20 protein-coding genes are annotated in these 25,152 nt (G+C 64.8%); 12 read left to right on the plus strand and 8 right to left on the minus strand.

Annotated features, from left to right (window positions below; all coding sequences use genetic code 11):
- Positions 1 to 315: 315 nt before the first annotated feature.
- Positions 316 to 531 carry a heavy-metal-associated domain-containing protein gene (locus ACWIVK_RS06715; protein WP_448575860.1) on the plus strand — a complete coding sequence of 72 codons (216 nt, stop codon included), beginning with the start codon at positions 316 to 318 and terminating at the stop codon, positions 529 to 531.
- Positions 532 to 1,723: 1,192 nt separating this feature from the next.
- Positions 1,724 to 2,230, plus strand: coding sequence for a transcriptional regulator (locus ACWIVK_RS06720; protein WP_448575862.1), 507 nt, complete (start codon positions 1,724 to 1,726; stop codon positions 2,228 to 2,230).
- Between the two features lie 50 nt (positions 2,231 to 2,280).
- Here ACWIVK_RS06720 and ACWIVK_RS06725 read toward each other — a convergent pair whose 3' ends face one another.
- Entirely contained in the window at positions 2,281 to 3,078 is a 798-nt protein-coding gene (locus ACWIVK_RS06725) for a phosphatase PAP2 family protein (RefSeq protein ID WP_448575864.1), read from the minus strand.
- Between the two features lie 172 nt (positions 3,079 to 3,250).
- Here ACWIVK_RS06725 and ACWIVK_RS06730 point away from each other — a divergent pair, with 172 nt between their 5' ends.
- Positions 3,251 to 4,258, plus strand: a complete 1,008-nt coding sequence (locus ACWIVK_RS06730; RefSeq protein WP_448575865.1) for a tyrosine-type recombinase/integrase — start codon at positions 3,251 to 3,253, stop codon at positions 4,256 to 4,258.
- Positions 4,255 to 5,448: a hypothetical protein gene (locus ACWIVK_RS06735; protein WP_448575866.1), complete on the plus strand. Its 1,194-nt coding sequence runs from the start codon at positions 4,255 to 4,257 to the stop codon at positions 5,446 to 5,448. Before ACWIVK_RS06730 ends, ACWIVK_RS06735 begins: the two co-directional genes overlap by 4 nt.
- A 225-nt stretch (positions 5,449 to 5,673) precedes the next feature.
- Here the strand turns inward: ACWIVK_RS06735 and ACWIVK_RS06740 are convergent, their stop codons facing one another.
- The 3 genes from ACWIVK_RS06740 to ACWIVK_RS06750 are packed head-to-tail and all read right to left on the minus strand — an operon-like array spanning position 5,674 to position 9,394.
- Positions 5,674 to 6,621: a uroporphyrinogen decarboxylase family protein gene (locus ACWIVK_RS06740; protein ID WP_448575868.1), complete on the minus strand. Its 948-nt coding sequence runs from the start codon at positions 6,619 to 6,621 to the stop codon at positions 5,674 to 5,676.
- 17 nt (positions 6,622 to 6,638) lie between these two features.
- Positions 6,639 to 8,306: a hypothetical protein gene (locus ACWIVK_RS06745; protein WP_448575870.1), complete on the minus strand. Its 1,668-nt coding sequence runs from the start codon at positions 8,304 to 8,306 to the stop codon at positions 6,639 to 6,641.
- A 29-nt stretch (positions 8,307 to 8,335) separates the two neighbouring features.
- The gene (locus tag ACWIVK_RS06750) at positions 8,336 to 9,394 is read right to left on the minus strand and encodes a M42 family metallopeptidase (RefSeq protein WP_448575871.1); all 1,059 of its coding nucleotides are present in this window, start codon (positions 9,392 to 9,394) and stop codon (positions 8,336 to 8,338) included.
- Between the two features lie 810 nt (positions 9,395 to 10,204).
- Between ACWIVK_RS06750 and ACWIVK_RS06755 the strand changes: the two genes are divergently transcribed.
- Genes ACWIVK_RS06755 through ACWIVK_RS06765 form a run of 3 tightly spaced genes read left to right on the plus strand, consistent with a single transcriptional unit; the run spans position 10,205 to position 14,690 of the window.
- Positions 10,205 to 12,142, plus strand: coding sequence for a PrkA family serine protein kinase (locus ACWIVK_RS06755; RefSeq protein WP_448575900.1), 1,938 nt, complete (start codon positions 10,205 to 10,207; stop codon positions 12,140 to 12,142).
- Positions 12,143 to 12,166: 24 nt separating this feature from the next.
- On the plus strand, positions 12,167 to 13,327 hold the full coding sequence (yhbH, locus tag ACWIVK_RS06760; protein ID WP_448575901.1) for a sporulation protein YhbH: 1,161 nt from the start codon (positions 12,167 to 12,169) through the stop codon (positions 13,325 to 13,327).
- Positions 13,320 to 14,690: a SpoVR family protein gene (locus tag ACWIVK_RS06765; protein ID WP_448575872.1), complete on the plus strand. Its 1,371-nt coding sequence runs from the start codon at positions 13,320 to 13,322 to the stop codon at positions 14,688 to 14,690. The genes yhbH and ACWIVK_RS06765 overlap by 8 nt, the downstream gene beginning before the upstream one ends.
- A gap of 282 nt (positions 14,691 to 14,972) precedes the next feature.
- Here ACWIVK_RS06765 and ACWIVK_RS06770 read toward each other — a convergent pair whose 3' ends face one another.
- The 3 genes from ACWIVK_RS06770 to mltG form a co-directional block, all read right to left on the minus strand.
- On the minus strand, positions 14,973 to 15,698 hold the full coding sequence (locus ACWIVK_RS06770; protein ID WP_448575873.1) for a prepilin peptidase: 726 nt from the start codon (positions 15,696 to 15,698) through the stop codon (positions 14,973 to 14,975).
- A 71-nt stretch (positions 15,699 to 15,769) separates the two neighbouring features.
- On the minus strand, positions 15,770 to 16,609 hold the full coding sequence (gene aroE / locus ACWIVK_RS06775) for a shikimate dehydrogenase (RefSeq protein ID WP_448575874.1): 840 nt from the start codon (positions 16,607 to 16,609) through the stop codon (positions 15,770 to 15,772).
- On the minus strand, positions 16,606 to 17,658 hold the full coding sequence (gene mltG / locus ACWIVK_RS06780) for an endolytic transglycosylase MltG (RefSeq protein WP_448575875.1): 1,053 nt from the start codon (positions 17,656 to 17,658) through the stop codon (positions 16,606 to 16,608). The genes aroE and mltG overlap by 4 nt, the downstream gene beginning before the upstream one ends.
- A gap of 75 nt (positions 17,659 to 17,733) precedes the next feature.
- Between mltG and miaA the strand changes: the two genes are divergently transcribed.
- The 3 genes from miaA to ACWIVK_RS06795 all read left to right on the plus strand — a co-directional run bounded on the left by miaA (position 17,734) and on the right by ACWIVK_RS06795 (position 20,398).
- The gene (miaA, locus tag ACWIVK_RS06785; RefSeq protein ID WP_448575877.1) at positions 17,734 to 18,723 is read left to right on the plus strand and encodes a tRNA (adenosine(37)-N6)-dimethylallyltransferase MiaA; all 990 of its coding nucleotides are present in this window, start codon (positions 17,734 to 17,736) and stop codon (positions 18,721 to 18,723) included.
- A 291-nt stretch (positions 18,724 to 19,014) separates the two neighbouring features.
- Positions 19,015 to 19,947 carry an A/G-specific adenine glycosylase gene (locus ACWIVK_RS06790; protein ID WP_448575879.1) on the plus strand — a complete coding sequence of 311 codons (933 nt, stop codon included), beginning with the start codon at positions 19,015 to 19,017 and terminating at the stop codon, positions 19,945 to 19,947.
- Positions 19,948 to 20,203: 256 nt separating this feature from the next.
- Complete coding sequence (locus ACWIVK_RS06795) at positions 20,204 to 20,398, plus strand: hypothetical protein (protein ID WP_448575881.1); 195 nt, start codon at positions 20,204 to 20,206, stop codon at positions 20,396 to 20,398.
- Between the two features lie 79 nt (positions 20,399 to 20,477).
- Here ACWIVK_RS06795 and ACWIVK_RS06800 read toward each other — a convergent pair whose 3' ends face one another.
- Positions 20,478 to 21,701: an argininosuccinate synthase gene (locus tag ACWIVK_RS06800; RefSeq protein WP_448575883.1), complete on the minus strand. Its 1,224-nt coding sequence runs from the start codon at positions 21,699 to 21,701 to the stop codon at positions 20,478 to 20,480.
- 592 nt (positions 21,702 to 22,293) lie between these two features.
- Here ACWIVK_RS06800 and ACWIVK_RS06805 point away from each other — a divergent pair.
- A complete protein-coding gene (locus ACWIVK_RS06805) occupies positions 22,294 to 24,207 on the plus strand; it encodes a peptidase domain-containing protein (protein ID WP_448575885.1) in 1,914 nt (637 codons plus the stop codon).
- Positions 24,170 to 25,150: a glycosyltransferase family 2 protein gene (locus ACWIVK_RS06810; protein ID WP_448575886.1), complete on the plus strand. Its 981-nt coding sequence runs from the start codon at positions 24,170 to 24,172 to the stop codon at positions 25,148 to 25,150. Before ACWIVK_RS06805 ends, ACWIVK_RS06810 begins: the two co-directional genes overlap by 38 nt.
- Positions 25,151 to 25,152 lie beyond the last annotated feature (2 nt).

Here is a 25,152-nt window from a genome sequence, read left to right on the forward strand (position 1 = left end):
CTCGGAAATCCGACACGGCCGGGCGTGCGGTGTTGCAACGGCTTCTGCTCCGACGACCGGACGTCTGGGGTGCCCTCGTGGACTCCAGCCGGACTCAGAAGGGCAGCAATGGTTGGAGAAGAGTGCCTCGCGAGCACGACGTGACTCGCTCCGGGGCTGATCTGTCGCGGGCTTCTGGGACAGGCACGAGAATCGGCGTGCGAAACCCGCAGCGGACTTGGTCGTGTCAGGCCCGCGCGGTATAGTGATATTGGATACCCCTGCGGGGTATCGAGCCGCATGCTGAGGATGGATCATGACGGTGGGAGGAATGCGATGGTGAAGCGGACGTATCGGGTTCCGGACGTGAGTTGCCAGCACTGCGTGCGGGCGATCACTGAGGAACTTCGAAAGATCCCGGGGGTCCAGGACATCGAGGTGGACCTCGCGCAGAAAATCGTGCGCGTCGTGAGCGACGCGCAGGTGCCGGAGGAAGCGATCCGGAACGGGATCGAGGCAGCGGGCTACACGATCGCTGCTTCGGCAGCGTGACGCGAGTGCCCGGGCTTCTCGGCATTGGGCGGGCTACCTCGCCGGAACTCTTTGTCGTTCTTCGATAAACAGCGCCCAACTCGTGCACCAGCACTGCACGATTACCTTCCGGTGTGCTCGAGTGCGAGGGGTCGTGCGGCCGAGGGTGTCATCGGCTTTGTGTTGTCCGGGAAGTCGACGATCGATCAGCGAGACCAGGCAAGCCGTCACAACGCGTCTCTATCCCCTTCCGAGCGTGCATGTCACCACCCAGCTGACTGCCCGCCAGCTCGGGACACTCGACCAGGCTGGGAGGGGGACACAGAGTGCCACGGATTCGCGGCGATAACGGGCGGACCGTCCGCGCGATGCCCGGGTCCGCTTCTCGAGGGTCCTCGCTTCGGCGTCGACGTTCTCGGCATAGTCGAACCCGGCAGAAGCTGGCTGACCTCGAGCGGAAGCTCGCTCGCGACCTGCTGCCGCCGAGAGGCCTGACAGTGCGGGAACTGTGAGAGCTCTGGCTGGCATCGGCTCGCTCAGCAAGAGTGGGCGACTCCTGCGATGATGACGGTCGGAGCGCGAGCTCGAATACTTGGAAGGTGACTGGACGACGCGCTTGGCGGGCCAGTCATCGCCGATGGCCCGTCACGTGGGGCACCAGTGTGGCGTTCTCCTGCTCCGAGACTATGGCGTTGGAGCCTCAGAGAGCGGGACAGCGGGTGACGGGTGGAGGTTCCGGAAGGCCACAAACTGCCGAGCGACGCGCCTGCTACGGCTGCCGGCTCTCGCTTCGGCTGTCAGGGCAGAGGCGGAAATGTCGAGCCGGGTGGCACGAGGAAGGGACTCCAGACTGCTGCCTTTGCCGATCGTGTTTCCGCGGGACATTTCTGTGGTAGCGAGCCTGCCGTGCCTGCCATCAGACGACTCGATGCATCCTCCAGGGCACTCGTCATCGGGTGGGCTGTGGAGACTCTACGATCGATTGGCTGGTCGGGAGTAATGGACATCGGCGACTCCAGCCGTGGCGCCGAGCACCGGAAACTCGTCGGTACTCGGGTCAGGACTCCCTGCCTAGGACTGGGGCCGGTTCTGGCGTGCTTTCTGGCCTGACCGAGAGGGAGGGACGAAACCGGGACGATCGGGCCTGTAAGGCGGTGCCAGCCGTGCCGAACGGTCACGATAGTGACGGTGGGAAGTCGACCGGGGGCGATCGGTGGAGGCAGGCTGGCGCATCTTGGTGGTCGACGACGAGAGCTGGTTCCGGGAGGGGATGGCTCGTGCCCTGGAGTCATGGGCGTTGGTGCGAGGAGTGGACGATCTCGGTGAGGCTCAACGTTTGCTGGGATCGTGGCGCCCGCATGCGATCATCGTGGATCCTGTTCTCCGGAGCGGGGATGCGATCGCTTTCCTGAGCCGGGTCGCTCGCGAGGAGAACGTGGTCGTCTTCTGTTGTGTCGCTCGGCGGGGCTATCCGCTCGCGTTTCGAGACGGACGAGTCCGGTTCATACCGCGCGAGTGGTCCTGGCGAACTCTGAGCAGTATCATCGAGCACTCGGTTCGCGTTCTGCTCGATGACCAGCGACGCGTGCAATGCAACGAAGCGAGTAGCCGGCGGGGCAACGGCTCTCCTCAGGATCCGGGCTGGTCGAGTCAAAAGTGGGCCTGGCTGACAGCGGCATCGAAAAGCGTCGTGAACTCTGCCGAGGGAGGGCTCCGGTAGCTGAGGGCTGCTCGGAGTCGCTGGCAAGAGCCGTGAGAGCAGAACGATGCTCACGATCGGCCTTGCCCGAATCGGGAGCGAGCGAGGGTGACAGCTGGCAGGGGTATCGCTTCGCGGGCGGGTTGGCCGATGAGCCGCGGGACCACCGCCCAGGCTGCGGCCGCGAGGGCGGTTCCCGCCAGGCAATCGAGGACATAGTGATTCGCGGTGCCGATGACGGCGAGAGTCATCAGGAGAGCATGGAGCATGCCCACACCGTGCAGCAAGCGACTGTGCGATAAGCGGAAGAGTCCGAGGCACACGAAAACAGCGAAAGCGACGTGGAGACTCGGCATGGCGGCGAAAGGATTGTAGAGGGTCGCGATTCCCGGGTGATCGTAGTTGACGCCGCGCATCAGGGCGAGGGTGTCGACGAAGCCGCGCCAGGGAAAGAAGCGGGGCGGGGCCAGCGGGAATAGAGTGTACGACAAGAGACCAGCGCCGAGGATGGCGAGGAAGGTCGCGCGTACTTCGCGGTAGCGGTCAGGAACACAAAAGAACGCCCATGCGCCGAACAGGAGAACCGTCCACAGGTGCGTAAAAGCATAGATCCCGTTGAGGAACGTGACGAATACAGGAGAGGCGAGCACGACCCGTTGGAGCTGATGCTCGATGGCGAGACCGAGTGCGTTTTCGACGCGCATCACCAAGAAGGCGTTTTGGAACGCCTCGTACGCGCGTCCAGCGGCGATTCCCCGCGTGACGAAGTACAGCGAAAAGAGGCTGGCCATGAGGCCGAACTCGAACGTTGCCGCACGAACCCGTGGCTGAACTTCATCCCATACGGGTAGGAGCCGAATCGGTCGCATCGCACTGCTCCCCGGGTACTGAGCCAACACTCCCACAGGCGCAATGGCCTGCTGGCTCGTGGCTAGTCTTACCACCGAGTCGAGCGACGCGTCTACCCGGCATCGCCAGAGGACCGCAGACGATAGCGCGTTCGTACGCTATACTCTCGGTGCGACGTGGAGGCGCGAGCGCATGGGGCTCACGATCGAAGAGGCGGTCGCTCGCTTTCTCGATGATCTGCGGCTTTCGCCGCGCAGTCGTACGACCTACGCTTTGGCGTTGCGGAAGTTTCTCCGTCACCTCGAGGAGGTGCAGGGGCTTTCGCCCGGGGTAGCGGTGACCGAGCTCCGCGAGGAGCATGCGATCGCGTTCTTGCGCGATCTCGTGCCCGACGATATCAAGACGCCCGAGCAAGTCTCGCGGATGCGGACGGCCCAGACGACCTTCGCGGCAGTGCGCAAGTTCTACGGTTATCTGATTTCTTTTGACCTGCACACCGGACTGTCGACGGAGAAACTGCGCGTGCGGGCCGCGACTGTCCTTCCGCGGTTCACTCCCCCACCGCCCGATGTCCGCACGAGCGATCTGGAACGGATCGTCGACCATGTCCGCCGGCTGGCACCGGAGAGCGATCCGATCAAGGAGCTCCGCCGACTGAAGCTGAGGGCATTGATCCTCTTCCTTTTCCGCACGGGGGTGCGGGTCTCGGAGCTCTGTGCGTTGCGGCGGCAAGACATCGACCTGGAGACCGGCACGGCGCGGATCTACCGGGCCAAGGGGGGCAAAAGCCGTACTGTACACTTCGACAGCGAGACCGCCGAGGCGCTGGCAGCGTACTGGCGAGCGCGTGGTGACAGTGGGCGGGGAGTGCATGCGTTTCCTGCGTTCAGTGGGCGAGATCGTCCAGGTCAACCGGGGAAGGCGATCGCCCCGCGGACGGTCCAGGCACTGGTGAGCCGGCTCAGCGAGGAGGCCGGCGTGGAGTTCGCGGTGACTCCGCATTCCTTCCGACACGGGCTGGCAACCGAGCTCGTGCGGAGACGGGTGAGAGAATCGACCGTCCAGACGATTCTCGGGCATGCTTCGCCGGTGACGACGCGGATCTACGTGCACCTGACGGCGCAGGAAGCGGCAGAAGAATATCAGGCGGCCTTCGGCCGCTACCGACGGCCGGGCGGTCGGGGAGCGGATCATCGATGAGCAAGGCGCTTCCGGTTCTGGTCTTGACGGTGGTCCTTCTCGGTGGATGTACTGCGCCGGTGGTGCAAAGTCAGCGGTCTGCGCCGACGCCCACACCGGCTGCAGCGAGTGTCCTGACACCGGATACCAATACGGAGGCTCGACCGCTCGATCCGATCATCGGGCAATTGGTACTGACCACGGAAGTCGGCAACGACGAGGCGCCGCGAGAGCAACGCAGCGCATTCCCGCTGAACGCCAAACAGCTCTACCTCGTCGTACGGGCAAGCGAGATGCCGGCCGGGACGCGACTGACCGCGGTATGGCTGCGCGGCACAGCCGAGATCGGGCGTTCGGAGCGGGAGATCCGCGAACCGATCGAGGGAGCTCGCTGGATCGCGCTCGGTTTCCAGTCGGCGACACCACTGCCGAGCGGTGAGTACAGCGTTCGCTTGTTCTTGGACGATCGCTTCGTCGATTCGGTCGTCTTCACCGTGGGGAGCCGACGCGAACAGGGGAGCGAGGAGACAGGCTTGGTTTTCGCGGCGGAGTTCCCGGAGAGTGGGGCGATCCAAGCGATGAGCGAATTTCCGCTCGGCACGACGCGTGTCGTGGCGATCCTGACCGATGTCCCGCCGGACCTTCGCGAAGAGCTCTGGAGCCGATGGTCAGTCAACGGCAGCGTCCTGACCGAACTGGGGCCTGACGAGCTGCGCATGGCCTTCGTGCGGAGCTTCACGCTGCAACGGTCGGAACCCTTGCCACCTGGGCTCTATAGCGTTCAGGTTTTCGCCGGTCAGCAGCCGATCGCCGAGGGGAGCTTCGTGGTCGTGGGGGCGACACCGACTCCGGAGGCTCCAGTGGCGGGCAACGCGGTGGTGGAGGACTTGCGGATCGTCCGGGCGGTGGAGCCGGGTACCGGAGTGCCGGTGGGAGCGCGCGTCACGCAGGTGCGGAGCCCGGCTCGGCTCTACGTCGCCGTCTTGGTGCGCGACCTGCAGCCCAGCGATGTCCTCGAGTTCGTGTGGGAGCGGGCGGGCCAGGAATGGAACCGACAAACAGTGAGTGGGCTGACCTTGCCAGCGAACTGGGTCTCGCTCCCGTTCGATCTCCCGGCGGAAAGCGGCGAACCGGTCGAGTACGCGGTGAGTGTGCTCTTGAACGGGACACTGGCTCAGCGCGTGTCGCTCACGGTCTTGCCGGGAGCCTAGGACGGTGCGTTCCCTTCTGCTGCCCGCGAGGCGTTCGCCTCGCAGCGGGAGGACGTGCTGCATGAAGACCAGCGAGACACCGCGAACCCCCACCGTCTGGTGTGGCTGACCTGATCCCAGCAGCGCTCAGGATGCTGTCGACGCAGAGTGGTGCGCCGCTCGCTCGTGTGTTGAGCGGGGGCGTGTCCGGACTCTCGCTCCGCTGGTGAGCGAGAGGGAAGGGGCTCAGGAGGTGAGTTCGTCGACGACGCGACGAGCAGTAGCGAGCCAGCGCTCGTCGGTCTCGTCGGGAACCGAGCAGCCATTGGCGAGAATGAGCCGCCGACCGTTGGTCTGGCGGAGCGCGTCGAGTGCTTCTTCGCGGATGGCTTCCTCCGGCCCGCGCGCGAGTGGCCCGAACTCGTCCCAGCCACCCATGAGGCACTTGGTGGTGCGCTGACTCGCTTGGGCGAGCGATGGGCCGGCACGGCGATCGCTCCAGCTGAGGACTCGAACCGGATAGTCGAGAACCTCGTCGAAGTAGAGATCGCGTTCGCCGTGGATGTGAAGGATATTCAGCCAGCCGTCAGCGGCACCGCGGAGGGCGAGGAGATCGTAGGGTCGACCGAATTCGCGATAGTGCTCGACGGGCATGACCGTAGCTGAGCAGCCTTGCAGCGCGAAGAAGATGCCATCAGCTCCGGCTGCCAGCACGAGCTCGATCTGCTGCCGCACGTTCTCGGCGACGATGGCCAGAACCTGGTGCAAGAGGGCTGGCCGCTCGACGGCGTATTGCAGGAACAACTGATGGTCGGCCACGAAATAAAGGACTTGGGTCAGCGGGCTGAAGACCGTGACGACGATGGGAACCTCGGGGCCGGCCAGTTCGCGGAGGCGACGAACAGCCCGGACCCATTCGCGAGCGTAGCGACTCGTGCGGAAGTCGATCGAGTCGACGAGGTACCAATCGTCCGGCGTGGTAATGGTCCGGCGCGGGAAAGGATAGCGCAGATCCGGCATCAGTTTCGCGATGTCGAGATCGAAGCGGCGGATGAAAAATTCATAGGTGAGCTCGGCGAGACGATAGCCCGAGCCCTCGGGACGGAAGTGGTGCCAGAAACACACTGGTGGGCGATCGACGAGTTCGCCTTGGAGGGCAGCTTCGATGCGCTCGCGCTTGCTCGGGTTCGCCATCAGACGCTCCTTTCGAGTCACTTCAACTGCTCCGTGATGCGCTCAGGTACGGTCACGATGAGTCGCGGCTGGTCGTTGTCGAGAACGACGAGGCGGTCGCCAGTCGGACCATCGGTCACAGCGATGAGCGTGCCATCCGGTGCGACGACCACCCCATGCACGAGCCAGCCGAGCAGCAGCCGGTCGACCGGCTGGAGCGTCGCGGTTGCGAAAACCCAGAGACCGTCCCCGGCATCGGTGGTCGTCGGGAACACGGCGTAGAGTAGGCGGCCGTCGGGTGAGAGCGCGGCACGCAGTTCGGGGGAAGACGCGGCACGGGCGGGTGGTACCAGGAATCGGGCAAGTGCGTCTCGCAGGGAGCGCGCGGACGTGTCGCGTGGGGAGCGTGTGGACTCCCGGACGCGACCGGCCTCCGCGTCGAGAGCCAAGAGGCGTCGCTGTTTGGTCTCGACGAGGAAGAGTTCGCTCCCGTCGGGAGAGGGAAGCAGCACGGTCGCCGTCGGATCGAGTGGAAGGCGAGTCAGCAGCATCCCTGAAGGAAGGTCCCAGAGTCCCAGCCAGGTTCCAGAGAGATCTCGGCACCAGGCGAACCAACGCGGACTGACTCGGCCGAGGACTCCGCCATCGAGTGCGGGGTTGGCCAAGCAGTCCGCATCGGGTAGGCCGGTCGTCGAGAAAGACCAGCGCCGGGTGGCCTGGATGGCCAGAGCGGTGGTCGCCAAGATGGTGACACGGGCCTCGCCGGTCGCCTGAAGGGAGAGAGCACGCTCGAGGACGACGATGGTTCCCTCTGGCGTGGCTGTCACGCGCGGGATGAGCTGTGTTCCGCGCAGTGCTCCTGGCAGGATCGTCGTGGCGACGATATCGCCAGAGCGGGTATCGACGAGCACGAGTTCCGCTTGCCAACCCTCACCGAGACGCCAGGCCTGGTACACGATCACGGCTGGCTGCGTGGGGAGTCCAGTGGTCGCGACGACGATCGCTGGAGTGGAAGACGAGCCGGATTGCAGAGAAGCGCGGATCGGTCCGAGCGGGACACGCAGATCGCGCCCGGTTCGGGTATCGGTGAAGGTGAGCTCCAGCTGCCACTGGCCACCGAACAGACGGCTGATCGGACCGAGGGGTGACGTGGCCCGGCGAACCAGCAGCGTGGTCTCGGCAGTAGTCACGGCGGAATCGCCGAGGAGACGTACGATACTGCCAGTGGCGGGATCGACGCGCAGGGCGGTGACCCAGGAACTGCCTCGGAACACCAGCGGGGCCTGGCTGGGGGGTGGAGGATCGAGTCGCGGTGCGACCACGATCGTGGTCGCCTGCTCGAGTGTCTGCACCGCGTCGGTCAGGGTGATCACGATCTGCCATTCCCCGGGTCCATTGAGCGGGACAGTCACCACGTATTCGCCGGGCGCAGTTTCCGCAAGGCCAGCCACTTGGGCGACGGTGTCCTCGTCGACCGCGTTCATCGCTGGTCGGACCTGGGCATGCCCGTCCAGGCCGGTTACCGGTCGGTCTCGAGCATCGACGACGGTGAGGTGCACAGTGACGGTATCGCCGGCACGAGGTGCAGTCGGCTCGATGACGAAGGATGCGATGCGGAACGCGGGCTCACCCGCACTGGCGAGCGTGGCGAGCCCGTTACTCGGCAGAAGACTCAAGACGAAGACGATCGCCAGCAATCGTCGCATCGGACGGTCCCGAGCGCTGCGGCAGGGTCTCACCATGCGTAGGGGTGATAGGAGCGCTCGTGCGCTTCGGCAAGGTAGCGCGTGAGCAGCTGAACGGCGGCAACGATGTCCTCGATGTGCGCCATTTCGTTGACCGTGTGCACGTGACGGGTGGGGATGGAGAGCGTGACGACTGGAATACCGGCGCGGGCGCGCTGGAGAGCGCCAGCATCGGTGCCCCCGCGCGGGAGGACTTCGAGCTGATAGCGAATACCCTCTCGCTCGGCGATCTCGCGCAGGTGCTGGAGAAGCGGCCGGCTGGGGAGATGTGACGTATCGAAGATCTTGAGGGCGACACCAGCGCCGAGGGTGGTGACGCGATCCTTCGGATCGATGCCTGGAACGTCACCGGCGATGGTGATATCCAGCGCGATACCGACGTGGGGTTCGAGTCCAAAGGCTGCGGTCTGTGCGCCGCGTAGGCCGACTTCCTCCTGGACCGTGGCGACCGCGACGATATCCGCTTCGTGGCTTTCGAGATGGCGGAGGGATTCCAGCATGACGAACAGACCGACACGATCGTCGAGGGCCTTACTGAGCACCGTCGGTCCGAGCCGTGCGAAGTCACGGTCCAGGGTCACCATGTCGCCGATCTCGACGTGCGCGCGCACCTCTTCAGCAGGTAATCCGAGGTCGACGTACAGGTCCTCCATCGTCGGCGCTTTGCGCTCTTCATTGGCGAGCAGATGAATCGGCTTCGTCGCGAGCTGGAGTGCGCCGAGGAGCGGATCACCGGTGCGAGGCCACACATGGACGCGCTGGGCGACCAAGACGCGGGCATCGAAGCCGCCGACCGGTTGGAGACGGAGAAAGCCTTGCTCGTCGATGTGGCGAACGAGGAAGCCGATTTCGTCCATGTGGGCAGCGAGCATGACGCGGCGATCGCTGCGGCCGCGCCGTCTGCCGATGAGATTGCCCATGGCATCGACATGGAGCTCATCGACGAGCGGTTGGAGTGCGGCCCGCACGACCTCCGCGATCCGTTCCTCGTGTCCGGGGATACCAGGTGTCTCGCAAAGTCTCCGCAGGAGTTCCCAGTCGAGATCCATTTTCGTGCCATCCTCTCGAGCGATCGCGACGAGCGACGACGTTGAGATCGTAGCACTCCAGCGACCCGTTCCCAAGCACCGGTCGCAGCCGAAAGCCGGCCGGCTGGTGGCAGGGCAGCTACCGGGTCGCTGGCGTGATGCGGACCTCGGCGCGGCTCGCCGCGGGCAGCTCGAGGGGGCGCCGTGACTGCGCGCCGGAGCGATGGGGGCAGGCGTGCGGCGACTGTGCCGAGTTGTTCGCTGCGGATGCTCGGGAGCGGGGGGCGTCCAGCTGATCCCGACTGTGCCCGATGCCGGGCGCAGAGCAGTGACGTGCGACGGCAACCGAGCTCGTATCAGGGAAGGGGTTGCCTGGATGTGCGCTCGTCAGGAGGCGCCAGTTCGGGTCATTCCGCGTGATCCGCTGGGCTGGTCGCTCGATCATCGCTGGTACTCACGTACTGGAGTCGGGGGCCCAAAGAGACTGACCGCGAGGGGACGAGAGTCGACGAAACCACGGAGGGTCGCCAGACGTTTACAATAGTGCAGAGATCACGCACGTTCGACAGCCGATCCCGTGTCCTGCGACGACGGCCAGGGGGCCGTGGGGTCGGCTGTCGAACGTTTTTGTCGAGCGATCAGCGCTCGACCATTGCCTGGTTTTCCACTGCGGGCAATGCCTGTTCACCTTTCCCAAAGCAGAGGCGAGTGACGGCGGTGCGAGCAGGCGTGGACCTGGGCCGTACGGACCGGTCGGAAGGGGGTATCGCGCAGACGATGCAGAACGGGACGGGACGAGCGATCGACGCGGGGAAGGAGCGGAAGGCGATCATGGACCTCTTGGAGCGCTTGGAGGCTTACCGGGCAGAGGAAGCCCGGCTCAACTGGGAAGGGACGTTCGCGGACTACTACGAGCTCGTACTGGCGAATCCGCAGATCGCCCAACTCGCGCATGCCCGGATCTACAACATGATCATGGACGCGGGGGTGGAGCAACTGCCGGACGGGCGTGTTCGCTACCGGTTCTTCGCAGACGAGATCTTCGGGTTGGAAAAACCGTTAGAGCAGATCGTCGAGTACTTCCGCTCGGCGGCGCAGCGGCTGGAGGTTCGCAAGCGAATTCTGTTGCTCATGGGACCGGTCGGTGGGGGGAAATCGACGATCGTGGCCAAGCTCAAGCGGGGCTTGGAGCAGTACACGCGAACGGAGCGGGGGGCGGTCTACGCGATCAAGGGCTGCCCGATGCACGAGGAGCCGCTACACCTGATTCCGGAGCCGCTGCGCGACGAACTTTTCCGCGAGCACGGGATCTACATCGAGGGGGAACTGTGCCCGTGGTGCCGGTATCACTTGGAGGAGGCACCGCGTGACGAGCAGCATCCCTGGAGCCGACCGGGGCAACCGTTCAGCGGGCGTCACGAGGACGTGCCGGTGGTACGCATCGTCTTTTCGGAGAAGCATCGTGTCGGGATCGGGACGTTCACGCCGTCGGATCCCAAGAGCCAGGACATCGCGGAGTTAGTCGGAAGCATCGACCTCTCGACGATCGGCGAGGTGGGGGCGGAATCGGATCCCCGAGCTTACCGGTTCGATGGGGAACTCAACATCGCGAATCGGGGGCTGGTGGAATTCATCGAGATGCTCAAGGTCGACGAGCGTTTTCTCTATGTCCTGTTGACGTTGACGCAGGAGCAGAGCATCAAGACCGGCCGATTCCCGATGATCTATGCCGACGAGGTCGTGATCAGTCACACCAACGAGCACGAATACAACGCATTCGTGGGGAACAAGCGGAGCGAAGCACTGCAAGACCGGATCATCCTCGTCAAAGTGCCGTACAACTTGCGCGTCTCCGACGAGGTGAAGATCTACCAGAAACTGTTGAAGCAGAGCGGGATCCGCGACGTGCACATCGCACCGGGAACCCTGGAAACGGCCGCGACGTTCGCCGTGCTCTCGCGCTTGGAGGAGAGCCGGAAAGCGGGCATGACGCTGATGAAGAAGCTCAAGCTGTACGACGGGCAAGTGGTCGAGGGATACACGCCTCAAGACGTGAAAGAGCTGCAAGAGGAAGCGACGCGCGAGGGGATGGATGGGGTCTCGCCGCGCTATGTGATCAACCGGATCTCGGCGGCGATCGTGCGGGAGGGGACCCGCTGCATCAACGCGATCGACGTCTTGCGGAGCCTCCGTGACGGTCTCGAGCAACATACCAGCATCACCCCGAAGGAACGCGAGCGGCTGCTGAACCTGATCGCGGAGGCGCGCAAGGAGTACGACGAGTGGGCCAAGCGCGAGGTGCAGCGGGCCTTCGTCTACTCGTTCGAGGAACAGGCGCGGACGCTCTTCAACAACTATCTCGACAACGTGGAAGCCTACGTCAACCGGACGAAAGTGATCGACCCGATCACCGAGGAAGAACTGGAGCCGGACGAACGGCTGATGCGCTCGATCGAGGAGCAGATCGGGATTCCGGAGAGTCAGAAGCGACAGTTCCGGGAGGAGCTGCTCATCAAGATGTCGGCGCTGGCGCGGCGCGGCCAGCCGTTCGATTACACGTCGCACGACCGCTTGCGGGAAGCGATCGAGCGCAAGCTGTTCGCGGACTTGCGCGACGTCGTCAAGATCACCACCTCGACCAAGACACCGGATCCGGACCAGTTGCGCCGGATGAACGAGGTGGTCGATCGGCTGGTTCAGCACCACGGCTACTGTCCGGTCTGTGCGAACGAGCTCTTGAAGTACGTCGGTGCGCTCTTGAGCCGCTGAGGCGAGCATCAGGAGGTGGCGATCATGTTCACGCTGGCGATCCGGCGCGACGATTGGTCGTTGCACCGCAAGGGTGCGATCGACCAAGCGCGACACATGGAAAAGGTGAAGGAAGCGATCAAGCGGAATCTCGCGGACATCGTCAGCGAGCAGTCGCTCATCACCTCGGACGGCAAGCGGGTGGTCCGGATACCGATCCGGGTGCTGGAGGAATACCGGTTCCGCTTCGATCCGGACAGCGGCCGGCAGGTCGGGCAGGGCAGTGGTGGGACGCAAGTCGGGGACGTGGTCGGACGGGTCGGGGGTGGCCAGCGGTCGGGAGACGGTCCGCACGCGGGTGACCAGCCGGGAATCGATTATTACGAAGCGGAACTCACGATCGACGAGCTGAGCGAACTCGTCTTCGAAGATCTCGAATTGCCCAACTTGGAGGAAAAACGGTTGCGGGAACTTCAGTCGGAGACGGTTCGCTTCACCGAGATCCGGAGGCATGGTCCGTTCGCCAACTTGGACAAGCGGCGGACTCTGCGGGAGAACTTGCGGCGGAATGCGTGGCGTGGCCGTGCGCGGATCGGTGACTTCGCGAACGAAGACCTGCGGTTCAAGACTTGGGAGCGGGACGTCAAACGAGAGTCGAATGCGGTCGTCATCGCCATGATGGACGTCTCCGGCTCGATGGGGACGTTCGAGAAGTATGTCTCGCGCGCGTTCTATTACTGGATGGTGCGATTCTTGCGGACGAAGTATGACCGGGTCGAGATCCGGTTCATCGCCCACCACGCGGAGGCTCGGGAGGTCAGCGAGGAGGAATTCTTCTCGCGGGGCGAGAGTGGTGGGACGCGGGCGAGCACCGCGTACGAGCTCGCCTTGCAGCTCATCCGCGAGTCGTACCCGCCGGACAGTTGGAACATCTATCCGTTCCATTTCTCGGATGGGGACAACTGGCCGTCCGATAACGAGCGTTGCCGCGAATTGGCTGAGGAGCTCCTGCGCTGCGCGAACCTCTTCGGCTACGGCGAGATCCGGCAGGGGCGATACACCTACCAGAGCACGCTGATGCATACGCTGCAGCGGATCGGTAGTCCCAAACTGGTGACGGTCACGATCACCGAGAAGGCGGACGTGTACCAGGCGCTGCGGCGCTTTTTCGGCCCCGAGGTAGGGCAGGAGGTGGCGCGTGCGTGAGCTGGCACCGAGCGAATTTCGCGAACTGGAACACCGAATCGGGGCGATCTGGGAAATCGGAGAGCGCTTGGGGTTGCGCCCGCTGCCCGTGCACTTCGAGGTCGTACCGGCAACCGTGATGTACGAGATCGGAGCGTACGGGCTACCAGGACGCTTCTCGCATTGGACACACGGGAAGGCGTATCAAGTCCAGAAGACGCTGTACGACTACGGCTTGAGCAAGATCTACGAGTTGGTGATCAACAGCCACCCCTGTCAGGCCTTCCTTTTGGAGACCAACACGCTCTTGCAAAACACGCTCGTGGCTGCACATGTGATGGCTCATGCCGACTTCTTCGCCAACAATGCGTACTTCGTTCGGACACGACGAGATATGGTCGAGATCGCGACGGTGCATGCCGAGCGGATCGAGCGGTACGAGTTCGCCCACGGCAAGGAGGCGGTGGAACAGTTGCTGGACGCGGTGCTGGCGATCCAAGAGCACGTCGATCCGAGCCTGACGGAGATCCCCGTTCGGCACGTATCGGAACGGGAACGGCGACCGAGGTCGCCGTACGAGGATCTCTGGCGATTGGGCGAGCCGACCGACGATGCGGCGGATGCGCGCGCGGCGCGGCAGCGCGAAACCCGGCTCCCGGCTGAGCCGGTGCGGGATCTCTTGCTTTTCATCCACGAGTACTCGCCGATCCTGGAGGACTGGGAACGGGACGTGGTGGCGATCGTCCGGGCGGAGATGCTGTATTTCCTGCCCCAGATCCAGACGAAGGTCGTGAACGAGGGGTGGGCGACATTTTGGCACGCCCGCATCGTGCGCGAACTCGAGTTGACGCCGGACGAGTATCTGGAGTTCGCTCGCCTCCATGCTGGTGTGTTGCAGCGGACAGCGAGACGGCTGAATCCGTACGCGCTGGGGTACGAGATGTTGCGCGAGATCGAACGACGCTATGGGACCGAGTACCTCTTCATGGTTCGGGAATCGGAGAACGATGTCTCACTGGTGCGGAACTATTTGACGGAGGAGTTAGTCGAACGGTTGGATTTGTATCTCTACGAGCGGCGGGGTGAGGAACTCGTGGTGGTCGACAAAGACTGGGAGGCGGTGCGGGATCGGCTGGCGAGCGAATTGGGTGGGAACCAGATTCCGGTCATCGTGGTAGAGGACGGCGATTACCACGGAAACCGCGAACTGTACCTGCGACACGTCTGGGACGGGCGAAAGCTCGATCTCGCCTGGGCGGAGAAGACGCTGGAGTATGTCTACCGGCTGTGGGGACGCCGCGTCTGGTTGGAGACACGAACCGAGAACGGAAACGAACCGCTCGTCCTCAGCTACCATCCGCGCGATGGTCATCGCAAACGCTAACGCGGGTTCCCGCGGGTCGGGGTCGCGCTGACCATGCGTTCGGGCAGTGCGCGGTCCGGGCGGAGCGGGTTGGAGTGCAGCTGGATCCGCTGCGGAAAGTCTGAGCGTGGGGAGCCGACAGCGCGTTCGTTTTTCCCCAGCCCAGGGCTCAGGTAGGCGATGGATGCCGTTCGATGCGCCGGGTGTGCTCGTCCGCGGGGTGCGAGGGCTCGCTGACTCCTGGTCAGCTGGAGTGGGGCGAGTCGCGTTCGGCTGCGCTCGTCGGATGTGGGGACACGCCATTCAGGCAGGTCCCCAGAGGAGCAGGGCGAGAATGGTGCCGCCAGCGAGGTAGGAGCCGTAGGGGAGATAGCTGTATCGGCTCGCGCGCCGGCGAGTGAGGAGCCAGACGGCAGCGAGCGCAGCGGCAGTCATGCCGAGGGCGAGTGCGTGCAGGAGATGCTGCCAACCGGTCATCGCACCGATGGAGGCGGCGAGCAACACGTCTCCACTGCCGAGGGCAGGGCGACGATAGAGGAGCCAACCGAGACCGTAGAAGAGTGCGAAGAGGAGTGTGCCGGCGAGCGAACCGGCGAGCGCGGCGAGAAAGGCGGCCGGAGAGGCGAGCAGAGTCAGGAGCAAGCCCAGGAGCAGAGCCGGGATGACCGTTACGAGATAGATCAGGTGATGCGCCCAGTCGATGCGGGCGATGAGGCCCAGGAAAAGGATGGAGAGGGAGACCCGAAAGGCCTGCAGAGGATCGGCGAAAAAACGCCACCAGGCTGTGGCCAACAATACCGCGATGGCTGTTTGCGAAAAGAGTTGGAGGCGCGGGAAGCTCCGGCAGGAGGCACAGCGGCGCGGGATCAGCCAGCTCCAGCGGGGCAGCGGAGCCTGGCAGACCGGGCAGGCTGGATGGGCGAGCAGCGGTCGACCGCTCGGCAAGCGGAGCGCGGTGAGTTCCACGAGGGCACCGAGCGCGAAACCGGTGAGTGCGGCGATCGGCAGAAAGACGATGGCCACTTCCATCATGACTCCAGCGGGCAGGCCGACGCGACTCGTCCCGGACGGACGATAGCACGAGGGGCTGCTCGCGGGGCTCACCCGTTGGTCCCGAACCGGCGGACACGCGCCTCCTGGGCAGCGCGCAACATGAGATCGAACGGAGGTTCGCGCTCGAACCAGAGCCGGAACGACTCGGCTCCCTGGGCAACGAGCATCTCGAGCCCATCGAGCACAGCGTGTCCCAGCTGACGTGCTGTGGCGAGGAGCGGTGTCTCACGGTAGGTGAGATCGTACACGAGCGCATGGGGTGGCAACTGCTCGAGCCAGTGGAGCGGGATGGGGCTCGTGCGGCCATCCCAGCCGACACTGGTGGCGTTGACCAGGAGATCGGTTTCTGCGAGACTCGTGAGCAGTTCCGCTCCGAGCGACTGGGCACGGCCGATTCCGAACTCGGCGACGAGCTGCCAGGCGCGCTCGGGCGTGCGGTTGGCGATGGTGAGGTGGCGGCAACCCTGATCGAGCAGGGCGACGATGACCGCACGAGCAGCCCCCCCGGCGCCAAGTAGTGTCACGCGGAGATCGGCGAGCGGAAGCCCCCGCTCGCGGAGCGGAAAGAGAAAACCGGGAACATCGGTGTTGTCGCCGAGGAGCCTTTGCCCTCGCACGATGACCGTGTTGACCGCACCGACACGCCGAGCGCGCGGAGCGAGTTCGTCCACCAGCTGCGCGACCGCCTCCTTGTGCGGGACGGTGACGTTCGCACCCACAGTGCCGGGTGCGCGTAGGCTGGCGATACGCAGCGGAAGTTCGGCTGGGGGAGTCGGCCAGAGCTCGTAGCGTGCGGGAATCCCGAGCGCGTCGAGGGCGACCTGCTGGAAGACGGGCGAGAGGCTCTGTTCGACGGGAAAACCGATCAGGCCGACACGCAGTGTCATCTGCCGTGCTGCTCCCGAATGTTCCGGACATGCTCCTCGTAGGTTCGAGCGAAAACGTGGGCACCGCTGCCGTCACCGCGGGTGACGAAGTAGAGGTAATCGGTCTGTGCGGGGGAGAGGGCGGCTTCGATGGCAGCTCGACCGGGATTGCAGATCGGACTGGGAGGCAAACCGGCATTGCGATAGGTATTGTAAGGACTATTCACCGCGCCCAGGTCGCCGACGTTCTCGAGGGGAGGCCACCAGTCTTCCGGGCTGCCGAGGGCATACTGCACGGTCGGATCGGCTTGCAGGGGCATGTTCTCGCGCAGACGGTTGTAAAAGACGGACGCGATGACCGGGCGTTCCTCGGCGATACGCGCCTCGCGCTCGACGATGGAAGCGATGATGAGGACTTGGTAGAAGGTGCGGCCGAGTGCCTGCGCACGAGCGCGATCCTCAGCTGGAACACGACGATCGAAGTTTTCGAGAAGGGTCTGCACGATCTCTTCGGGCGTGGCGTCGATGCGGAACTCGTACGTGTCGGGGAACAAGTATCCTTCGACCGTGCCATTGGGTGGGACATCGGCCAGGAAGGGGAAACGCGACTGCCAGCGAGAAGCGCGGAGCGCGTCGAGGAATCGATTTGGATCGGAGAGGATGCCGACACGGACCAGTTCGTCGGCATACTGCTCGGCCCGCCAACCTTCGAGGAAGCGGACACGCACGACCTGGACCCCGGGCGCGGTGGTGAGCGTCTGGATGATCTGGTTGACGGACATTCCGGTATACAACGTGAAGCGGCCGGCGCGGATGCGCGTATCGGCGTTGGTCAGGCGGACGCGCAGCTTGAAGTAGGTCGGGGAGCGAATGAGGCCGGCCTCGTGGAGACGCTCGGCGATCGAATCGATGGACTCTCGGGGCTGAACGTCGAACGTGACGGGCTGTCCAGCCGCGGCGGCAGACTGGCGGAGTTGGAGATCGAGCGCACGCTGGGCCGACACGACGATGATGGCGGCGAGAACCAGGACGACCGTGATCTTCAGAGCTTGTACCATCACGCGGAGCACGCGGGCGAGCCTCCTGCCGGTGCTGGACGTAACGGGTCACGCGACCGGCCGAGAGTCTACCAGGAGTCGCAGCAGATGAACAAGCGGAAGCCGGTGGTCGCGCTGGTGGGGCCGACCTCGGTCGGGAAGACAGCGACCGCGATCGAGTTGGCATCGACATTCGGGGGGGAAGTCGTCTCAGCCGATTCACGATATCTCTACCGCGGCATGGATATCGGTACGGACAAGCCGACGCTGGAGGAACGCCGGGGGGTTCCGCATCATCTGATCGACATTCTCGATCCGCGTGACGACTACTCACTGGCTCTGTTCCAACGCGATGCCCAGCGCACGATCGAGGAGATCCATGCGCGTGGACGGCTGCCGATCGTGGCCGGCGGGACGCCGCTGTATCTGCGCGCACTGCTGGAGGGGTGGCGCATTCCACCTGCCCCACCCAATCCGGAGTTGCGCGCCCAACTGGAGTTGCGTGCCCGCCGGGAGGGGCCGGAGGCGTTGCATCGGGAGCTCCAGACAGTGGATCCGGTGGCGGCAGCCCGCATTCCCCCGGAGAACGTGCGTCGGGTCATCCGTGCACTCGAGATCTTCGTGACGACCGGGAGACGGATGACCGAACTCGAAGGTCGGGAAGCACCACCTTGGCGCGTGCTGTGGCTCGGCCTGACGATGCCGCGGGAAGAACTCTACCGCCGGATCGACGAGCGGGTGGAGCGCCAGGTCGCGCGCGGCCTGGTGGAGGAGGTGCGGCGCTTGTTGGAGCAGGGAGTGCCGCCGGACGCGCCTGCGATGACAGCACTCGGTTATCGGCAGATCGTCGCGTTTCTTTTCGGGCAGATGAGCTTGGAGGAGGCGATCCAGCGGATCAAGTACGATACGCACCGGTATGCGCGGCATCAGCTGACCTGGTTGCGGCGGATGAAGCAGGTGGAGTGGTACGACGTGACCCGACCAGGTTGGTACGAGCAGTTGCGCGAGCGCGTCGAAAGGTTCCTCCGGGAAGAATCCGATGAAGGGGATGTTGCCGTACACCAGAGCGGAGGAGGAAACGAAGCGCCTCGCGCGTGAGGAGGAGGCACGGAAGCGGCCCAGCTGGCCGCTTTCGTGTTTTCGTCAGCTGCATCTTCGAGCGGGCTCCGATAGCCCATGCCTGGGGGACGGGCTCTGGTTTCAGGGGACGAAGAGTGGTCGCGGCGCTGGGTGGCAGAGCCGCGCTCCCTCCGGGCACGGGTGCTGGTCGAGGTGGCGGAGCGGAAGGCATCCGTTCCGTCGGAGTCGAGCGTGCTCGATCGTGCAGCCTGGTGGACTCGCAACCGTATCACGAACGAACGATCGTCGATGAGGCGGGAAGGGAGCTCTGTGGGTCAGGTGAAGGAGCGGTTGGGGCCAGGTTCCGAGGAGCAGATCCGGACAGTGCAACGACTGCTCGTGGACTGGTATCGACGGGAAGCGCGCGATCTTCCATGGCGCCGGACGAGCGATCCGTATCGGATCCTGGTGAGCGAGGTGATGCTCCAGCAGACCCAAGTGGAGCGCGTGATTCCGTACTATGAGGCGTTCCTCGCTCGGTTCCCGACGGTGGAGGCGCTGGCTTCGGCATCGCTGGCGGAGGTGATCGCGGTCTGGGGTGGGTTGGGCTACAATCGGCGAGCCGTCTATCTGTGGCGAGCAGCGCGGGAAATCGTGGAGCGGTGGGGTGGGCGATTCCCGGGCGAGCGGCGGCTCTTGGAGCGGCTGCCGGGTGTCGGACGCTATACGGCGGGCGCGGTGGCGTGCTTCGCCTTCGGTCAGCGCGTGGCGTTCTGGGACACGAACATCGCCCGGGTCTTGACGCGGGTCTTCCTGGGACCGGAGGCGCGACCGGGTCGGCGCGAACTGGACGAGCTGGCCGCGCGTGTCTTGCCGGGGGATCGGGCGTACGAGTGGAATCAGGCCCTGATGGAACTGGGGGCGCGCGTCTGCTCGGCGCGGCGACCGCGGTGCGCGATCTGCCCGTTGCGGGCGCTGTGTCGCTCGGTGGGGACAGAGGGAGAGAGTCGGCGCAGGGGTGGACGCTTCGAGGGCTCGCGGCGCTATTACCGTGGGCGGATCGTGGCGGTGCTCCGGCAGCACCCGAGAGGCGTGCCGTTGGACGAGTTGGGAAGGCTGGTCCGTCCGGATTACAGCAGCCAGGCGCGCGACTGGTTGCACGGGGTGTTGGCGGGATTGGCCCGGGATGGGCTCGTGGAACTCGCGGAAGAGCGGGGTGAGTACGTCGCGCGGCTCCCTGGAGGAGAGGAAGCCGCGCGGTGAGCGGCGCTCGCGGTACGAGAGAGACACACGGTCGTCGGGGGAGGAAGCGGAGAGAATCGGGGCATGGTGCGACGAGCGTGCGGAATGGGCAGGAACCCTGTCGAGCGCATCCGATAACGGAACGAGGGGTGAAGCGTACCCGTTCGAGCGAGAACGATGTTTCGTTTTCTTCGTGAAGAGTTTCGCAAACCGCTGGGGGCCGTGGTAGGATAGGAGACGGATCGATCGCAGCGGCCGAGACCAGGAGGGAACGAGCGTGGCGAAGGGACAGAGCAACCGGGTGGTAGTCGCAGAGCGGGTGGAGACAGCGACGGAGCCGCTCTTCGGGTACGAGTTCCGCTATGGGTGGGGATTTCTGGCGTTCGTGACCTTCGTGGGCATCAACGTGGTGGGGTTGATCATTTGGATGATCATCGCCATCAACTCGCCGACGATTCATCCATGGCGATGAGGCCCGGCTGACGAGTGACGGCAGTCGACGAGCCGGGGGCGCTTCTCGCGCCCCCGGCTCAGTGTCTCGCATCGGGCAGTCAAGAAGCGGTACTCCGCTGTTTGGCCAAGAGGGCAGCGATCTCGAGCGGGAGACCGAAGAGGTTGATGAAACCTTCGGCGTCCCGCTGGTCGTAGATGGCGTCAGCCCCGAACGTCGCCAATTCCATGCTATAGAGGCTGTAGGGGGAGCGTCGACCGGTGGGAAGGCAGTTCCCCTTGTAGAGCATGAGTCGGACCTCGCCGGTAACGGTCCGTTGGGTGACATCGACGAAGGCATCGAGGGCCTCGCGGAGTGGGGTGTACCACAGTCCGTAGTAGACGAGTTCGGCGTATTTGAGGGCGAGTTGGTCTTTGAAGTGCATCGTCTCGCGGTCGAGCGTGAGATGTTCGAGTTCCTTGTGCGCGACGGAGAGGATGGTCGCACCAGGCTGCTCGTAGACGCCGCGGGACTTCATGCCGACGAGACGATTTTCGACGAGGTCGATGCGCCCGATGCCGTGTCGTCCGCCGATCGCGTTGAGGCGCTCCATGAGCGTCACCGGGGGCAGTCGCTCCCCGTTCAGGCTGACTGGATAACCCTGCTCGAAGCCGATGACGATCTCTTCGGGCTGGTCCGGTGCCGCTAGCGGGCTGGCCGTGATCTGATAGACCCGTTCGCTCGGGGCTTGCCAAGGGTCTTCGAGTTCGCCTCCCTCATGGCTGAGGTGCCAGAGATTCTGGTCGCGACTGTAGATGTTCTCTTTGGACTGTGCGACGGGGATACCGCGAGAGGCAGCGTACTCGAGCAGGGCCTCGCGACCGGAGAGATCCCACTCGCGCCAGGGCGCGATGACGGTGAGTTCGGGGGCGAGCGCCTTGTAGGTGAGTTCGAAGCGGACCTGGTCATTCCCCTTGCCGGTGCAACCGTGCGCGACGGCGTCGGCTCCCTCGCGCTTGGCGATCTCCACTTGGTACTTGGCGATGAGCGGGCGGGCGAAGCTCGTGCCGAGGAGATACTTCCGCTCGTACACGGCGCCGGAGCGGAGGACCGGGAAGGCGTAGTGGGTCAGGAACTCCTCCTTGAGATCGAGGACATAGGCTTTGGAGGCGCCGGTGGCGAGCGCTTTGGCTTCGATGCCGGAGAGATCCTCACCTTGACCGACATCCGCGGTGACCGTGATTACGTCGCAGTCGTACGTCTCCTTGATCCATTTCAGGATGACGGAGGTGTCCAGTCCACCGGAGTAGGCGAGGACGACCTTGTTGACGCGCTTCTTGGTCACGCTGTGCTCTCCTTTCCAGGCGATTCGACTTTGGACCGATGGCAGGGCAGTGGGTTTGCTGGCATAGCATCACCTGGCACGGCCGGGCATGCGGACGAGCACAGCGCTTCCTCCCTACGACGAACATCCTTTGCCGCGCTGAGGGTATCAGCCGAGGCGGGGTGCGTCAAGACACGAATGGCGATGGAGTTGGCGCTGGACGAGTAGCCTTTCTCGGAGGACCCTGCCGCCTCCGAAAACAGGAAATAGTGGACCGAGCGGAACAGGGCGTGCCAGCGGATCTCGGCGCAATCGAGCAGCGTGCGAGGCGGCCAGGACTCGCCGCGTCGCGCCGTTCGAGGGAGCCGATGCACCAGAAGGTGTGGTGGGCCCGAGCGATCGGATCGCTCGGAGTCGGTCGTGTGCGTGCGCTGGGGAGTTCGTGTGACGCTGCTCGCGGGTCGGAACGCGACGAGACTCCGGCTCGCCAGGATGTGGCCAGGCTGAGCGACGCGAGAGAGCAGCGCTGCAGGATGGCGTGGCAGACGCGTCGGGCAAGCTAGGGTTAGCATTCGGTTTCGGCAGTGGGGTTGCCGCGGGGAAGGGGTGCGGGATGCGGGTGACATGGTCGATCCTGCTCGCGATCGTCTGGATCGGTATCGGGATGCCGGGATCGGTTGCGGCTCGCGAGGTGGAACCTGGATGGTGGTCGCTCGCGCTGCTCGATCGCGATCGGACGTTGTGGCTGGCGACGGGTGACGGTCGGCAGCGAGAACCAGTGGTGAAGGGTCTGGCTATCTCGCGCGTGCTCTGGTCCCCGGAGGGTGGGCGGCTCGTTTTCTCCGGTGTCCAGGACGGTATCCCGGTGATCGGGATCGTCACGACAGGAGCGGAGCCAACGACCCAGATCGTAGGCCAGGGTAGCGAGGCGAGTTGGTCGGGCGATGGGCGGTGGCTGGCTTGGCGCGATGAGGACTCGATCGTGATCGCGACCCGCGAGGGGCATGTCGTCCGTTCGGTTCCAGTGGCAGCGAGGGCGCTCGCTTGGTCAGCGGACGGGCGATGGCTCGCGTTCCAGCGGGCGACCGATGCATCGCTCGATGGGCCGTGCCCGGTGATGGAGCTGGGTTGGATCGAGGTGGCCAGCGGTCGCGTCGAGATCGTCGACCGAGTGATCGGGCAGATCGCCTGGGTGGGGGTAGCGGGCATCGCCGAGCGACCGCGGCTGGTGTATGCCGGTGGACAGGATGCGCGACTCCGTTGGGTCGATCCGGCGAGCGGCGCGAGCGGCGTGTTGTGGAACGGGCTGATCGAGGCGTGCCGGATGCCGCTTTTGGTCTCCGGTGACGGACAGTGGTTGGGTTTCGTGGATGCGGTCGGAGGTGGCGACGATGTGATCTTGCTCAATCTGGTCAGTGGGGAAGCGCGCCGCATCGCTGACGTGCCGGTGGGGTATCCGGGGAGGCACGTGCCGTATCCGTACGTGTGGTTGGATCCCCTGGCTCGCTTTCTCTACGTGAGCCGGAGTTTTCCGACGGTGGTGACGCGGATCGACCTCGTGAGTGGGGAGCGCGTCGTCGCGGCGAGCGATCCGGGGATTCTCGTCGCGATCAGCCCCGAGGGTGAGCGACTGGCCTTCGTGCAGAACTCGCCAGGGAAGCCGCCCGTGCTGGTAGTCGTGGAACCGGCTACTGGTCGCCGGGAGACACTGGAGCGTATCGGCTGGGCAGCGTGGGAACCAGCAGCCTACCAGCCGGTCGTTTTCGCCGCTTGGCGACGGACCTGGGAGCGAGAGGATCGGCCGGTCGCGGCTGGCTCGGTAGCGCGGAGCTGGACGTGGGGACCGCAACCGCTGCGGGTCGCGATCGAGCCGTACGTGGATGCGCCGGGCGGTCGGCGGGCGGTGCTGTATTGGGACAAGGCGCGGATGGAGGTGACGGAACTAGCGGCCGATCGAGGAACCCGTTGGTACGTGACGAACGGGCTGCTGGTGCGGGAACTCATCACGGGAGCGGTCCAGGTCGGTGATGCGCTGTTCGAGCAACGGGAACCGGCCGCGCTTCCGGTGGCGGGTGATGCCGACGATCCCGCGGGGCCGACCTATGCGACGTTTCGCGCGCTCCTCGATGCTCCACCGCTCCCGGTGGGAGCGGAGATCCGTTGGCGGCTACACCGCGATGGGACGGTGAGCGACGACGGTCCTGGTGGTGTCTTTGCGGCGGTGCTCGTTTCGGAAACGCACCATACGGTGGCCGATGTCTTCTGGGAGTTTCTGCAGAGCCAGGGACTCGTCTGGGGCGAGACCGGGGCGGTCGAGGGGAAGCTGTTCGAACCGACTTTCTTCGCGACTGGTTTCCCGATCACCGAGCCGTATTGGGCCACGGTGAAGGTGGGTGGAGTGGTCCAAGACGTGCTGGTTCAATGTTTCGAGCGACGGTGCTTGACGTACACGCCGGGCAATCCGCCGGAGTGGCGAGTGGAGATGGGGAATGTCGGGCAGCACTACCTGGCGTGGCGCTACGAGTAGTGAGACAGCGATCCAGCCGGTCGCGGTGACGGCAGCAGCGCTGCGCGGCGTCTGGGTGGTGATCGTCAACTACAACACGGCAGAGCTGTTGGAGCGCTGCCTGACCGCCGTGTCGGCGAGCCGCCTCGATCGCCCGTTGAGTGTCCTGGTAGTGGACAATGACTCACGGGACGACTCGGTGGAGATGGTGCGCCGGCAGTTTCCGCAGGTGCTGGTCCTGGAGACCGGGCAGAACTTGGGGTTTGCGCGTGCGAACAATGTGGCGCTGCGTCGCATTCTGGCGTGGCTGCCCGAGCCAGTGCGGTGCGGGCATGCGGTGTTGCTCTTGAATTCGGACTGCTTCGTCGAGCCAGAGACGATCGGTCGGCTGGTTGCGGTGTTGGACCGGGAGCCCACCGTGGCAGTGGTCGGGCCCAAGCTGGTACTGCCGGATGGGCGGCTCGATCTGGCGTGTCGGCGGAGTTTTCCGACGCCCGAGTCCGCCTTCTGGAAGTTGACCGGCTTGGCGGCACTTTTTCCCCGGAGTCCGCGCTTCGGCCGGTACAATCTGACCTGCTACGACCCCGATCAGCCGCTCGAGGTCGATGCGGTCAGCGGTGCGTGCATGCTGGTGCGCCTGAAGGTGATCGAGGAAGTGGGGTTGCTCGACGAGGCGTACTTCATGTACGGCGAGGATTTGGACTGGGCGTACCGGATCAAGGCGCGTGGCTGGCGCGTGCGCTACGAGCCAGCTGCGCGGGCCGTCCATGTCAAAGGGGGATCCTGGGGACGGCGCGATCCGCGCGTGCTCTGGGAGTTCTACCGAGCGATGGCGTTGTTCTATCGTCGTCATTACGCGCCGCACCAGAGCCGGCTCCTGCGCGGGCTGGTCTATGCGGGTATCGGCCTGCGCTTTGGGCTTGCCCTCGCGGTGTTGGTCGTGCGGCGGCTGACGAGTCGGTGAAG

It is taken from the genome of Thermomicrobium sp. (assembly GCF_053493975.1).

What these genes read in the sequence shown, in the direction of transcription:
- ACWIVK_RS06715 (WP_448575860.1), top strand. Translation starts at nt 316, where the DNA reads ATGGTGAAGCGGACGTATCGGGTTCCGGACGTGAGTTGCCAGCACTGC.
- ACWIVK_RS06725 (WP_448575864.1), bottom strand. Translation starts at nt 3,078, where the DNA reads ATGCGACCGATTCGGCTCCTACCCGTATGGGATGAAGTTCAGCCACGG.
- ACWIVK_RS06730 (WP_448575865.1), top strand. Translation starts at nt 3,251, where the DNA reads ATGGGGCTCACGATCGAAGAGGCGGTCGCTCGCTTTCTCGATGATCTG.
- ACWIVK_RS06735 (WP_448575866.1), top strand. Translation starts at nt 4,255, where the DNA reads ATGAGCAAGGCGCTTCCGGTTCTGGTCTTGACGGTGGTCCTTCTCGGT.
- ACWIVK_RS06740 (WP_448575868.1), bottom strand. Translation starts at nt 6,621, where the DNA reads ATGGCGAACCCGAGCAAGCGCGAGCGCATCGAAGCTGCCCTCCAAGGC.
- ACWIVK_RS06745 (WP_448575870.1), bottom strand. Translation starts at nt 8,306, where the DNA reads ATGCGACGATTGCTGGCGATCGTCTTCGTCTTGAGTCTTCTGCCGAGT.
- ACWIVK_RS06750 (WP_448575871.1), bottom strand. Translation starts at nt 9,394, where the DNA reads ATGGATCTCGACTGGGAACTCCTGCGGAGACTTTGCGAGACACCTGGT.
- ACWIVK_RS06755 (WP_448575900.1), top strand. Translation starts at nt 10,205, where the DNA reads ATGGACCTCTTGGAGCGCTTGGAGGCTTACCGGGCAGAGGAAGCCCGG.
- yhbH (WP_448575901.1), top strand. Translation starts at nt 12,167, where the DNA reads ATGTTCACGCTGGCGATCCGGCGCGACGATTGGTCGTTGCACCGCAAG.
- ACWIVK_RS06770 (WP_448575873.1), bottom strand. Translation starts at nt 15,698, where the DNA reads ATGGAAGTGGCCATCGTCTTTCTGCCGATCGCCGCACTCACCGGTTTC.
- aroE (WP_448575874.1), bottom strand. Translation starts at nt 16,609, where the DNA reads ATGACACTGCGTGTCGGCCTGATCGGTTTTCCCGTCGAACAGAGCCTC.
- miaA (WP_448575877.1), top strand. Translation starts at nt 17,734, where the DNA reads ATGAACAAGCGGAAGCCGGTGGTCGCGCTGGTGGGGCCGACCTCGGTC.
- ACWIVK_RS06805 (WP_448575885.1), top strand. Translation starts at nt 22,294, where the DNA reads ATGCGGGTGACATGGTCGATCCTGCTCGCGATCGTCTGGATCGGTATC.
- ACWIVK_RS06810 (WP_448575886.1), top strand. Translation starts at nt 24,170, where the DNA reads ATGTCGGGCAGCACTACCTGGCGTGGCGCTACGAGTAGTGAGACAGCG.